Here is a 12,455-nt window from a genome sequence, read left to right on the forward strand (position 1 = left end):
CGCCGCATTGCGCTTTTGCGCTCTAGCGGCGGCCTGTCTTTTTCCCTGCCGCCACGATCGCATCGAGCACCACGCGCAGGGCCTTGTTGACCGGCTTGTCCCGCCGGATCACCACCGCCAGCGTGCGGTGCATGCGCGGGTTCAGGTGGCTGCTCTTCAGCTCGGGGTGGGCACCGCGCCCCACCATCGACATGCCGGGCACGATGCCGTAGCCGAGCCCCGCGGCCACCATCTCCTTCATCGCCTCGACGCTGCCCAGCTCCATCACGGGCTGCGGCTGCAGGCCCTCGGCGGCGAACCAGCGGTCGACCAGCTTGCGTGTGTTGGCTGCTGGCTCGAACAGCACCAGCGGCAAGGCACCCAGGTCGACCGGCGTCACGCGCGCCTTCAACGGTGCGAGGTCGCGGCGGCCGATGGCGACGAACGCGTCGTCGAGCACCGGCATCACCGTCAATGAACGCCCCGCCGCCGGCAGCGTGACCAGCGCGAGGTCGAGGCTGTTCTCTTCCACCTTGCGCACATGGTCGTCGGTGTTGCCGGTGCTGACCACGATGCCGAGCGCCGGGAACTGCTCGCGCAATGCGCGCAGCACGCCGGGCAGGAAGTACAGGCAGGCCGTCGCGCCCGTGCCCAGCCGCACGCGGCCCGTGATGCCGCTCGCATGGTCGGCCAGCGCGTCGATGGCATTGTCCACCGCGGTCTCGATGTGGTGCGCGTGGCGCAGCAGTTCCATGCCCGCGGGCGTGGCCCTGGCGCGCTTGCCGACACGCTCGACCAGCCGCACCGCCAGCCTTCGCTCCAGCTGGCGAATCTGCAGGCTCACGGCCGGCTGGGAAACACCGAGCCGGTCGGCGGCGGCAGAGAAGCTGCCCGTTTCGATCACCAGCCCGAAGGACTTGAGCTGGTCGAGGTTCAGTGTCTTTTCCAAAGTATTCCTTATGCCTTGCATAGCTGAGCCAAGCTTCACTTATCGATGGTGGCTCGTCAAGATCGGGGCATGTCATCGCCATCCCTCGCCGCCTCCGCCCTCGCCACCGTTGAAGTCCTCGATGCCGAGCCGCATCACATGCCCTTCGTGCAGGCCATCTACAGCCACTACGTGCTGCACGACCTGTGCTCCTTCGAGGAAGAAGTACCCACCGTCGAGCAGATGCAGTCGCGCCGCACCGACACGCTGCGGCGCGGCCTGCCCTACCTCGTCGCGCTGAAGAACGGCGAGGTGGTCGGCTATGCCTATGCGAGCACCTACCGCGCCCGCTCCGCCTACCGCCACACGGTGGAAGACTCGATCTACGTCGCGCAGGGCATGCACGGCCACGGCATCGGCAAGGCGCTGCTCGCCGAGGTGATCCGGCGCTGCACCGACAGCGGCTTCACGCAGATGGTGGCGGTGGTCGGCAACAGCGCCAACGCCGGCTCGCAAGGGCTGCACGAAAGGCTGGGCTTCGAGCGGGTGGGCGTGCTGCGCGACGTGGGCTTCAAGTTCGGGCAGTGGGTCGACACGGTGCTGATGCAGCGCGCGCTGCGCTGAGCCCCGGCATGTCGAACGACACCGCCGCCGCGCCCCTGCGCGGCTGGCTCGCGCTGCTGTGCGCGAGCCGGCTGCTGCAGGCCATGATCGTCACGGCCTACTCCGGCGTGCTGCCCTTCATGATGGCCGACTGGCAGATGTCGGCCGCGCAGGCCGGTTCGATCCAGAGCGCATGGCATGTGGGCTACATGGTTTCGCTGTTCACGGTGGGCCTGCTGGCCGACCGCTACGGGCCGCACCGCATCTTCTTCGGCGGCAGCCTCGTCAGCGCGATGGCGGCGCTGGCCTTCGCGCTCTTCGCGCACGACCACCGTTCCGCGATGCTGCTTTACGGGCTGGCGGGGTTGTGTGCGGGTGCGTCGTACACGCCGGGCCTGCAACTGCTGGCGCGCAATGCCGAGCCCGCCGTGCGCGGTCGCGCGATGGGGCTCTTCATCGGCGCTTCATCGATGGGTTATGCGGTCTCGCTCGCGGTGGTCGCGGCCTTCAGCCACGCGCAGCAATGGCGCCATGGCCTGCTGGTGGCGGCGGCCTGTTCGGTGGCCGGTGCCTTGCTGACGGTGCAGGCCATGCGGCGGATGCGTCCGCCTTCGCGCCCCACGCAAACAGCCCGCGAAGGCACATGGAATGCGCTGGCCGCGACGGTGCGCGACAAGCCCGCAATGGCCGGCAACTGGGCCTACGCCTTCCATTGCTGGGAGCTGATGGCGCTGTGGGCGTGGCTGCCCGCCTACCTCGTTGCCTCGTCGGGCGGCACGGCGGCGTGGCAAGGCGCGGGCATCGCGCTCGCTGCCTTCGCGCATCTGGTGAGCGTGTTCGGCAGCATCGCGGGCGGCGCGGCGTCGGACCGGCTGGGCCGCGCGCGGGTCATGATGATCGCGACCGTCGCCAGCCTCTGCATGTCCTTCGCGTTCGGCTGGATGTGGACCTGGCCGCTGTGGCTGCTGGCCGCGGCAGCCGCCATCTACAACCTGCTGGCCATTGCCGATTCATCGGTCTACTCGACCGCGCTGGCTGACGTGGTGGCGCCGCACCGGCTGGGCGTGGCGTATTCGGTGCGTTCGGTGATGGGCTTCGGCGCGGGCGCGCTCAGCCCGTGGGTGTTCGGCCTAGCGCTGGACTGGGGCCAGACGCGCTTCGGCCTGGGCAGCACGCACAGCTGGGTGGCGGCGTGGAGTTCGGTCGGACTGGGCGCGCTGCTGGGGCCGTGGATGATCGCGCGCTTCTCACGACTGCATCGCGCGCGACCGGCTCACTGAGCTTCGTCTTCCGACCACTCGGGGCTGTAGCCGCCGAGCGTGGGGTGGTACATCTCGTCGCCGGTGTGCTGGGTGAACTCGACGTTGAGCCGGTCTTCGCGCAGGCCCAGGATGTCGATGCAGTCGCGGCACAGCGCCTTGGCCACTTCGAGCCGCAGCTCGGCGGAGCGGCCGCGCCGGATGTCGCACATCAGCACCGACACTTCGACCGGCTCGCCGTCCACCATGCGCCAGACGCCGCCCTCGCCCACTTCGCGGATCGCGATGCTGATGCGGCGGATGTCGACGCTCATCATCTGCGCGTAGGTCTCGCTGAGTTTCTTCGCGAGTCGCTTCTTGTCGGCCACGGGGTGCGTGCCGTTCACGTCGAGCTGGAGGTAGGGCATGTCAGGAGCTTTCTTCAAGAGTCTGTGCGCGCTGGATGAATCTGTCGGGCCCCGGAGCTTCCAATCGAAACCAGAAAGATCCCGGCCATTCTGGTTTTATTTGGCGACCCGCATGCCATTGCGGTCTAATCCTGCAACCAGTTGGCGCACGCGCCTTGCAAGGAAAGCAAAGAAAAGATGGCCCGGAGAAAAAGCCTGAAAGACGACCCCTGCCCGATGGCACGCTCGCTCGAGATCGTGGGCGACCAGTGGTCGCTGCTGGTCATTCGCGATGCCTTCGACGGCATGAAGCGTTTCGGCGAATTCCAGCAAAGCCTGGGCGTGGCCAAGAACATCCTGGCCGACCGGCTCAAGTCGCTGGTGCAGGAAGGCGTGCTCGACCTCGTGCCCGCATCGGACGGCACGCTCTACCAGGAATACGTGCTCACGCCCAAGGGCAAGGGCCTGTTCCCCGTGGTAGTCGGCCTGCGCCACTGGGGCGAGGCGCACCTCTATGCCAAGGGTGAGCCGCACTCCGTGCTGGTCGAGCGGGACAGCGGCAAGCCGGTGCAAAAGATCGACCTGCGCACGCGCGACGGGCAGCCGTTGGATGCGGCCGATACCTTCGTGAAGAAGCTGCCCGTGAAGGCAGCGACGCGCACCAAAACCCCTGCAGCCAAAGCTGGCGCCCGCTGAATTGCAGACGCGGTCTATGTAGCCGCAGCGGCCTTCGCCTTGGCGGCAAGCGCGGCGAACTCTTCTTTGCCGAAGGCAGTGCCGAACATGCCCCAGCCGCCTTCGGCCGCCTCGGTCAGGATCACCCAGGTGCGCGCGGCCTGGCTCGGGTCGCCCGACAGCTTCGTGACGATCTCGGTGGCTTCCTTCGTGATCTGCTTTTGCCCTTCGCGGTTCAGCGAGCCCGGCGGCGTGATGATCTGCACGCGCACCGTGCGGGCCTGCGCGCTCGTGGCGGTCTGCACCGCCGACGCCGGCATGCGATGGATGTAGGCGGCCGTGTTGTCCAGGTGAAAGGGGCCGGGCTTGGTCACGCCTTCGGCGCGAAGCACCGCCAGCGTGAGCGCTTCGCCGAGTTGGCGGTCGGTTTCGGCACCGGCCGGAAACAGGTCTGCTGCAGCGTAAACATCGATCATGGGCATGGAAGGCTCCTGCAAGGATTTGTTGATTCTGAATGACGACCATCATCCACATCGGGGATGATGATGAACATAATCCTGATCGTCAAGCACACGACCGAGGACTTTTCACGCCCATGGGCCATTCAAAAGCGAACAAGGAAGAAAGCCACGCACGCATCGTGCAAACGGCGGCTGCGCGTTTCCGCGAGGCCGGCGTCGACGGCGTGGGCGTGGCCGAACTCATGAAGGACGCAGGCCTGACGCACGGCGGCTTCTACCGCCACTTCGCCTCGCGCGACGCGCTGGTGGCCGAAGCGGTCGAATGCGCGTTGAGCGACGGTGGCCGTGCCGTCGAGGCCGTGGCCGCATCCAAGGCGAGCCGCCCGGTGGTGGCGGCCAGGCTGGTCGACGCCTACCTGAGCACCGCGCACCGCGACGCACTGACCACGAGCTGCGCCGTGACCACGCTGGCAGGCGACGTGGCTCGCGGCAACGAGCGCACGCGCACGGCCTACACGCAGCAGGTGAACACCTACCTCGACCTGCTGGCCAAGCTGGCGGCAGCGGAAAAGCCGAAGGAAAAGCGCGCGAAGGCCATCGCGGCGCTGTCTTCGCTGGTGGGTGCGGTGTCGCTGTCGCGCGCGGTCAACGACGAAGCGCTCTCACGGGAAATCCTCAAGGCCGCGGCCGACGAGCTGAAGGCGCTGCTCGGCTGAGCCCTACTCCCCCAGCAGCTCGCCGATGGGCTGCAGGTCTTCCACTCGGTCGCAGATCGACTTGATCACCATCGTGATCGGAATGCCCAGCAGCAGGCCCCAGATGCCCCAGAGCCAGCCCCAGAAGATCACGCCCACGAACACCGCCACCGGGTTCATGCGGCTGGTGCGGCTGGTGAGCCAGGGCATCAGCAGGTTGCCGATGAGCGTGTGAATGGCCAGCGACACGCCACCGACCACGACGCCCATCTGCAGGCTGTTGAACTGCAGGAAGGCCACCAGCCCTGCCGCCACCAGCACGATCACCGAGCCGATGTAGGGAATGAGGTTGGTCACGCCCGCGATGATTCCCCAGACGGCCGCGTTCTCGACCCCGATGACCCAGAACGCCAGGCCCGTCGTCACGCCCACCACAGCGCTCACCAGGATCTGCACCAGCAGGTAGCGCTCGATGTTGCGGGTGATGTCGTCCAGCACATGCACCGTGACCTTTTTCTTCTGCAGGCTCGACCCGGTGATCTTGATGAGCTTGCGGCGGAAGGTATCGCCTGAGCACAGCGCGAAGTAGGTCAGGAAGGCCACCAGCGTGAGCTGCCCCATTGCGCTCAGCAGGCCGACGGTGCCGCTGAGCAGGTAGTCGCGCACGTTGAAGCCCGGCCGCTCGATGACGACGCGTGCCACGCCCTTGCGGGCCGCAACGCGCGCGGAGTTTTCCTCGGCCGCCTTCTCCAGTTGTGCCGCAGCCTGCTGCACGCTTTCGAGCGGCGTGGCGCTGGCGCTCTTGTCGCGGCGCATGGCCTGGCCCAGCTTCTGCGCGGCCACCGGCAGCGAATCGAGCAGTTGCGAGGCGCTGCCCGAAAGCGAATAGCCGGTCCAGCCCAGGCCGCCGAACAGGCCCAGCAGGATCACCGCCGCGGCAATCCAGCGCGGCAGCTTCCAGCGATGCAGCATGTCGACCAGCGGCGACAGCGCGTAGGTGAGCAGCAGGCTCAGCATCAGCGGAATGAAGACGGCCTGGCCCCACTGCAGCGCGAAGACGCTGGCCAGCACGGCGAGCACCACCAGCGAGGCGCTGCGCACGTCGACCGGCATGTGCAGCAGCAGGCGTTGGCGGGCCCGTGCGGGCGCATCCGTCGTCGCTGGCGCCTCGGGCTGCTCCGGCTCGGAAGCGGGCCCTTCAGCGGCTGGCTGCAAAGGCTTCGCAGGCAGCGACTCGGGCGCAGATTGCGGCGCTTCTTCGGTCGGCGGCTTGCCGGAAGGTGCGTTGGTTTCTTCGGTCATCGCGCTTCCTTCAGCACTTCGCGCACGGCGGCCAGTTGGCGCCGCGACACCGCCACGGGTTCGGGAATCGCATCGAGCCGCAAGGCCCAGCCTTCGGCGTCCTCGCCGTCGTCGTACTTTTCGAGCGCGCGGATCGCCGAACGCGCCACCAGCGCATTGCGGTGCACGCGCAGGAAGCGGTTCGGATAGCGCTCCTCGAACTCGTTGAGCGAGCCGTCGAGGATATGGCTGCGCGTGGCGGTGCGCACGGTGAGGTACTTGTATTCGGACTTCAGGTAGAGCACTTCGGACAGCGGCACCCGCTCGGCGCGGCCCCGGTCCTGGATCAGCACGCTCTCGGGCGCGGCCTCGGCCTGTATCGCGCGGCGCTCCTTGAGGAATCGCTCGGCTTTCTGCAGGGCCTGTTGCAGGCGTTCGGCCCGCACCGGCTTGGTCAGGTAGTCGACCGCGTCAAGCTCGAAGGCCGTCACCGCATGGGCGGCATGCGCGGTCACGAACACCACGGCCGGCGCGTCGGCCCGGCTCCGCAGCGCGCGTGCCACCTCGATGCCATCGACGCCGGGCATGTGCACGTCGAGCAGCACGAGGTCGAGCGCCATCGTGGCCAGGTGCTGCTGCGCTTCCGCGCCCTGCGAGGCCTCGGCCACCACTTCGGCGGCGGGCGAGGTGCAGTCGCGCAGCAGCGTGCGCATGCGGGAACGTGCCAGGGCTTCGTCGTCAACGATCAGGGTCTTGAGGCTCATGATGATTCAGCGGGGATGGCGATGCGCACCCGGTAGTTCTTCTGGTCCATGCCGGCGCTGAACTGCATCTGCATGTCGTGCAACAGGCGCAGGCGGTCGCGCACATTGGCCAGCGCGATGCCATGGCCGCGCGGCAGCGGCTCGTCGGCCCAGCGCAGCGGCGGCAGGCTGTTGACCACCTCGATCACCACCATGGAACCGCGCCGCTCGGTGCGGATGCGCAGCTTGGCGCCCTCGGGGCTGGGCTCCACGCCGTGCTTGATGGCGTTCTCGACCAGCGGCTGCAGCAGCAGCGGCGGCAGGCGCGCGTTGCTGGCGGCGGCATCGAGGTCCCAGCGGATGCGCAGGCGGTCGCCGAAGCGCACCTGCTCGATGGCCAGGTAGCGCTCGGCCAGTGCGATCTCGTCGGCCAGCGTGCCCGATTCGCCCGGGTCGGCCAGCGCCTGGCGAAACAGCTCGGCCAGGTCTTCGAGCATGGTCTCGGCCTTGGCCGGCTCCTCGCGCACCAGCGCAATGGCGCTGTTGAGCGTGTTGAACAGAAAGTGCGGGCGGATGCGCGATTGCAGCTCTTCGAGCCGGGCCGTGGTCGCCGCGGGCGTCTGGCCGCGCGCGCGCAGCACCATCGCCGCCATCACCAGCCCCGCAAAAAGGGCCCCGGCCAGCGCGCTCGCGAGCCACGGCGCATTGGAAAGCACGCCCGTCAGCCGCAGCAAACCGCATCCATAAAGGGAGGAAACGGCGCCGAGCGTGGCACCGGCCGCGTATTGCCACTGACGCGGCAGGCGCCGCAACGGCTTCTTGAGGCCGCAGGTCGCCACCAGCCAGAGCAGCGTTGCGGGCAAGGCGCCACCTGTGACGGTGGCCGTCTGCACCAGCCATTCGGCGGGCGTCGACACCACGAACAGCGTGGCAATGGCCACCACCGCCTCGACGAACACCACGGTGCGCAGCACCACGCCGATCCGGCAGGCGTCGAACAGCGAAGGCTCGCCGCGCGCGGTCGAACGGGCCCTTTCCGACGATGCCGGGGACGTGGTTGTAGAGCTGGCCGATAAAATCGCCGGGTTGCGCATCACAGACATCAGTTACATCGGGTGACCAACCCATTATTGCCTCCTGGACGGCTCCCATGACCCAAAACCAACTCGACAAGAAATCCGAAGCCTGGTCGGCCCTGTTCTCCGAACCAATGAGCGACCTGGTGAAGCGCTACACCTCCAGCGTCTTCTTCGACAAACGCCTCTGGCAAGCCGACATCCAGGGCTCGCTGGCACACGCCGGCATGCTCGCCGCGCAGGGGATCATCGGCGTGCAGGACCACGCCGCGATCGAACGCGGGATGGCGCAGATTCGCGCCGAGATCGAATCCGGCGCCTTCGAGTGGAAGCTCGACCTCGAAGACGTGCACCTGAACATCGAAGCCCGCCTGACCCAACTGGTGGGCGATGCCGGCAAGCGCCTGCACACCGGCCGCAGCCGCAACGACCAGGTGGCCACCGACGTGCGCCTGTGGCTGCGCGGCGAAATCGACCTGATCGGCGACCTGCTGGTCGAGCTGCAGAAGGCGCTGGTCGACATTGCCGAGAAGAACGTCGAGGTGATCCTGCCCGGCTTCACCCACCTGCAGGTGGCGCAGCCGGTGAGCTTCGGCCACCACATGCTGGCGTATGTGGAAATGTTCAGCCGCGATGCGGAACGCATGGGCGAAGTGCGCCGCCGCGTGAACCGCTTGCCGCTGGGCGCCGCCGCGCTGGCCGGCACCAGCTACCCGCTGGACCGCGAACTGGTCGCCAAGACCCTCAGCATGGACGGCGTGTGCCAGAACAGCCTGGACGCCGTGAGCGACCGCGACTTCGCGATCGAGTTCACCGCCGCCGCCAGCCTGTGCATGGTGCACATCAGCCGCATGAGCGAAGAGCTGATCCTGTGGATGAGCCAGAACTTCGGCTTCATCCAGATCGCCGACCGCTTCACGACCGGCTCGTCGATCATGCCGCAGAAGAAAAACCCCGACGTGCCCGAGTTGGCGCGCGGCAAGACCGGCCGCGTGGTCGGCCACCTGATGGCGCTGATCACGCTCATGAAGGGCCAGCCGCTGGCCTACAACAAGGACAACCAGGAAGACAAGGAGCCGCTGTTCGACACCGTCGACACGCTCAAGGACACCCTGCGCATCTTTGCCGAGATGATCGGCGGCATCACCGTCAAGCCCGAGGCGATGGAAGCCGCGGCCCTGCGCGGCTACGCCACCGCCACCGACCTGGCCGACTACCTCACGAAGAAGGGCCTGCCCTTCCGCGATGCGCACGAAACCGTGGCGCACGCCGTGAAGGCCGCCACCTCGCACAAGGTCGACCTGGCCGAGCTGCCACTGTCGGTGCTGCAGCAGTTCAACCCGAACATCGAGAAGGACGTGTACGACGTGCTGAGCCTGCGCGGCTCGCTCAACGCACGCAACATCCTGGGCGGCACCGCCCCGGCGCAAGTGAAGGCGCAGATCGCGCGCCACCGCGCACGCCTGGGCTGAGCGAGCCGACGACAGCCGCCGCGCCGTGTTCTACGCCATCCCGCTCGAAAACAAACCGAGCTGGCGCAACCCGCCGTGGATGACGGTGCTGCTGATCCTTGTGAACATGCTCGTGTTCTGGGGGCCGCAGCGCAGCGAAGAGAACGGGCGCGAGCGCGCCGCCAGCTACTACACGAAGAGCGTGCTGCCCCAACTGGAGCTGCCGCCCTTCGTGGAGTGGCTTGAAAAAACAGACCCAAAGCGCGGCAAGATGGCCCGGCGCATGCTGACGGATGAAGACACTTATCCGCAACTGCTCGAAGGCCTTCAGCACGAGAAGAAATTCCTGCAGAGGCTGCAGGCCGATGAAGTCATCACGCCGGCGAACCCGCAGTACACCGAGTGGAAACGCGACCGCCAGCACTACGAGGCGATGCTGCCCGCTCCCTTCACCGAGCGCTGGTCGCAGGACTACGGCAAGGACGCCGAGTTCAAGCCCTGGACCTGGATCACCGCCGCCTTCCTGCACGGCAGCACCGGGCATCTGCTGGGCAACATGCTCTTCCTGTTCCTGTTCGGCTTCTCGGTTGAGCTGGCTCTGGGCCGCGGCACCTATCTCACGTTCTATCTGCTCGGCGCCGTCGGCGCCTCCGCGCTGGCCGGCTGGGCCTATGCGGGCAAGGGCAGCTACGGCCTGGGCGCCTCGGGCGCCATCTCGGCGTTGATGGGCATGTACGCGGTGATGTACCGGCTGCGGCGCATCCGTTTTTTCTACCAGCTGTTCTTCTATTTCAACTACGTGACCGCGCCGGCCCTTCTGCTGCTGCCGGCATGGATCATCAACGAGCTGATGCAGCACTGGCTGGGCGGCCAGGGCATCGCCTACATGGCCCACCTCGGTGGCCTGCTCACCGGCGCCGCGCTGATGGCCGGCGCCACGCTGCTGCACCGCGTGAAGACGCCCGAGACCGTCAAGTCGGAAATGGTGACCGACGACGACCTCTTCGACCAGCATGTGGCCGCCGCGCGCAAGCTGGCCGCCACGATGAAGTTCGAGAACGCCTGCGCCGAATGGCGCGCCGCGGCCGCCCTGCGCCCCGGCGACACCGACACGCTGCGCGCCTGGTTCAACACCGCGCGCCTGCAGCCTGCGAGCGACGACTTCCACCAGGCCGCGCGCCGCATCTTCCGTCTGCCCGCCACCGACGCCGACACGCTGGCACTGCAGCATGCGAGCTTCACCACTTACCTCGAACAGGCCCGACCCGGTGTGCGCCTGAAGCCGGACGACATGGCCCGCCTGGCGCGCCGCTTCGCCCGCATCCGCCAGTTCGGGGACGCGGACAAGCTGTGCCGCATCCTGCTGAAGACCGCGCCCGATCACCCCGAGCTGGCGAACACGCTCTCGGTGTGCGCCAACGGGCTGCTGCATGCGGGCGAACGCGACAAGGCCATGGGGCTGCTGCCGCATCTGCTGCGGCTTGCGCCGAACGACATGGTGACGCGCGCGCTACAGCGGGCCTGAAGGCGGCACCGCAACGGCTCCGGCCGTCGTGTCACATGGCTGTCACGCGATCGCCGCGTCATGGCACCGCAATTGCAGTAAACCGCGTGTAAAGCCGGCCACGCCTCTCATGCGTCGTTGAACTTGAGGCCGCTCACCCGCTCCATCGGGGGCGTTCGCTACTTCAATTACCTGTCTGATGCCTGACCAAACACCCTCCCGTTTCGCCCTGCTCTTCACGGCCCTCACCATCGCCGCGCTCGCAGGTTGCTCGCGCACCAGCGTGGAGACACCCGGCACATCGAAGGCAGCCGCCGCACCAGACAAGGAAGTCGGCGCCGTCACCCTGAAGCAAGAGACCCTGGCCCTGAGCACCGAGCTGCCCGGCCGCACCGCCGCGCCGGTCATCGCCGAGATCCGTCCGCAGGTCGGCGGCATTCTGAAGGAGCGGCTCTTCACCGAAGGCTCGCAGGTCAAGGCCGGCCAGGTGCTCTACCAGCTCGACCCGGCCTCGCTGCAGGCGGCGCACGCCAGCGCGCAAGCCAGCGTGCGCAAGGCCGAGTCGGCCCTGGCCACGGCACGCACGGTGGCAAAGCGCAATGCGGAGCTGGTGAAGATCGACGCCATCAGCCGCCAGGTGTTCGACGAAACCCAGGCCGCCGAGCAGCAAGCCCAGGCCGACCTGGGCGTGGCACGCGCCGCCGAGCAGACCACGCGCATCCAGCTGGGCTACACGCGCATCACTTCACCGATCACCGGCTGGGCCGAACTGTCGAGCGTGACGCCGGGCGCGCTGGTCACCGCCAACCAGGCCGCCGCCCTCACCACCGTGCAGCAGCTCGACCCGATCCACGTGCACGTCACGCAGTCGAGCAGCGAGTTGCTGCGCCTGAAGCGCGAGTTGGCCAGCGGCCGGCTGCAGCGCGCGAGCGATGCCGACGCCCGCATCCGGCTGCTGCTGGAAGACGGCAGCGAGTATCCGCACGCCGGCCGCCTCACCTTCAGCGGCGTGACGGTCGATGCAGGCACCGGCAGCGTCACCTTGCGCGCGGTGGTGCCCAACCCCGACAAGCTGCTGATGCCCGGCATGTACGTGCGCGCCGTGCTGCAGGAAGGCGTGAACACGGCCGCGCTGCTGGTGCCGCAACAGGCCGTGACGCGCGCGCCCGACGGCAGCGCTTCGGCATTGGTGATCGGTGCGGACGACAAGGTTGCGAAGCGCCCGATCAACATCGGCCGCGCGGTCGGCACACGCTGGCAGGTGATCGACGGGCTGGCCGCTGGCGACCGCGTGATGATGGAAGGCTCGCAGCGCGTGAAGGTGGGCGACAAGGTGAAGGTGGTCGACCTCGGCGCGCAGCCGTTGGCCAGCGCCGAGCCCGACGCCGCCTCCACCACCATCGCACGCTGAGGC

General features: G+C 67.8%; 13 protein-coding genes. 7 read left to right on the plus strand and 6 right to left on the minus strand.

Annotation, left to right across the window (positions count from 1 at the left end; genetic code table 11):
- Positions 1-22: 22 nt before the first annotated feature.
- Positions 23-949: a LysR family transcriptional regulator gene (locus ACSFB7_RS19860; RefSeq protein WP_435473143.1), complete on the minus strand. Its 927-nt coding sequence runs from the start codon at positions 947-949 to the stop codon at positions 23-25.
- 48 nt (positions 950-997) lie between these two features.
- On the opposite strand from ACSFB7_RS19860, the gene ACSFB7_RS19865 reads away from it, so the two are divergent.
- Both ACSFB7_RS19865 and ACSFB7_RS19870 read left to right on the plus strand, forming a co-directional pair.
- Positions 998-1,531 (plus strand): GNAT family N-acetyltransferase, encoded by a 534-nt coding sequence (locus tag ACSFB7_RS19865; protein WP_435473145.1) that lies wholly within the window; start codon positions 998-1,000, stop codon positions 1,529-1,531.
- An 8-nt stretch (positions 1,532-1,539) separates the two neighbouring features.
- Positions 1,540-2,790: an MFS transporter gene (locus ACSFB7_RS19870; protein WP_435473146.1), complete on the plus strand. Its 1,251-nt coding sequence runs from the start codon at positions 1,540-1,542 to the stop codon at positions 2,788-2,790.
- Here the strand turns inward: ACSFB7_RS19870 and ACSFB7_RS19875 are convergent.
- A complete protein-coding gene (locus tag ACSFB7_RS19875; RefSeq protein WP_435473147.1) occupies positions 2,784-3,176 on the minus strand; it encodes a tautomerase family protein in 393 nt (130 codons plus the stop codon). The two genes, ACSFB7_RS19870 and ACSFB7_RS19875, sit on opposite strands and share 7 nt — an antisense overlap.
- Positions 3,177-3,353: 177 nt before the next feature.
- Here ACSFB7_RS19875 and ACSFB7_RS19880 point away from each other — a divergent pair, with 177 nt between their 5' ends.
- Complete coding sequence (locus tag ACSFB7_RS19880) at positions 3,354-3,851, plus strand: winged helix-turn-helix transcriptional regulator (RefSeq protein WP_435473149.1); 498 nt, start codon at positions 3,354-3,356, stop codon at positions 3,849-3,851.
- 14 nt (positions 3,852-3,865) lie between these two features.
- Here ACSFB7_RS19880 and ACSFB7_RS19885 read toward each other — a convergent pair whose 3' ends face one another.
- Positions 3,866-4,312, minus strand: coding sequence for a hypothetical protein (locus ACSFB7_RS19885; protein WP_435473151.1), 447 nt, complete (start codon positions 4,310-4,312; stop codon positions 3,866-3,868).
- 113 nt (positions 4,313-4,425) lie between these two features.
- Between ACSFB7_RS19885 and ACSFB7_RS19890 the strand changes: the two genes are divergently transcribed.
- The gene (locus ACSFB7_RS19890) at positions 4,426-5,007 is read left to right on the plus strand and encodes a TetR/AcrR family transcriptional regulator (protein ID WP_435473153.1); all 582 of its coding nucleotides are present in this window, start codon (positions 4,426-4,428) and stop codon (positions 5,005-5,007) included.
- Between the two features lie 3 nt (positions 5,008-5,010).
- Here ACSFB7_RS19890 and ACSFB7_RS19895 read toward each other — a convergent pair whose 3' ends face one another.
- The 3 genes from ACSFB7_RS19895 to ACSFB7_RS19905 are packed head-to-tail and all read right to left on the minus strand — an operon-like array spanning position 5,011 to position 8,104.
- Positions 5,011-6,288, minus strand: a complete 1,278-nt coding sequence (locus ACSFB7_RS19895; RefSeq protein WP_435473155.1) for an AI-2E family transporter — start codon at positions 6,286-6,288, stop codon at positions 5,011-5,013.
- Positions 6,285-7,031 carry a LytR/AlgR family response regulator transcription factor gene (locus tag ACSFB7_RS19900; RefSeq protein WP_435473157.1) on the minus strand — a complete coding sequence of 249 codons (747 nt, stop codon included), beginning with the start codon at positions 7,029-7,031 and terminating at the stop codon, positions 6,285-6,287. The genes ACSFB7_RS19895 and ACSFB7_RS19900 overlap by 4 nt, the downstream gene beginning before the upstream one ends.
- Complete coding sequence (locus ACSFB7_RS19905; protein ID WP_435473401.1) at positions 7,028-8,104, minus strand: sensor histidine kinase; 1,077 nt, start codon at positions 8,102-8,104, stop codon at positions 7,028-7,030. Before ACSFB7_RS19905 ends, ACSFB7_RS19900 begins: the two co-directional genes overlap by 4 nt.
- A 56-nt stretch (positions 8,105-8,160) precedes the next feature.
- Here ACSFB7_RS19905 and argH point away from each other — a divergent pair, with 56 nt between their 5' ends.
- The 3 genes from argH (at position 8,161) to ACSFB7_RS19920 (ending at position 12,452) form a co-directional block, all read left to right on the plus strand.
- Positions 8,161-9,558 carry an argininosuccinate lyase gene (argH, locus tag ACSFB7_RS19910; RefSeq protein WP_435473159.1) on the plus strand — a complete coding sequence of 466 codons (1,398 nt, stop codon included), beginning with the start codon at positions 8,161-8,163 and terminating at the stop codon, positions 9,556-9,558.
- A 25-nt stretch (positions 9,559-9,583) separates the two neighbouring features.
- On the plus strand, positions 9,584-11,062 hold the full coding sequence (locus tag ACSFB7_RS19915) for a rhomboid family intramembrane serine protease (protein WP_435473161.1): 1,479 nt from the start codon (positions 9,584-9,586) through the stop codon (positions 11,060-11,062).
- 178 nt (positions 11,063-11,240) lie between these two features.
- Positions 11,241-12,452, plus strand: coding sequence for an efflux RND transporter periplasmic adaptor subunit (locus ACSFB7_RS19920; protein WP_435473163.1), 1,212 nt, complete (start codon positions 11,241-11,243; stop codon positions 12,450-12,452).
- Positions 12,453-12,455: the final 3 nt, after the last annotated feature.

Origin of the sequence: Variovorax raffinosi, from assembly GCF_051216615.1 — a bacterium.
In the GTDB taxonomy this organism is placed as follows: Bacteria; Pseudomonadota; Gammaproteobacteria; order Burkholderiales; family Burkholderiaceae_C; genus Variovorax.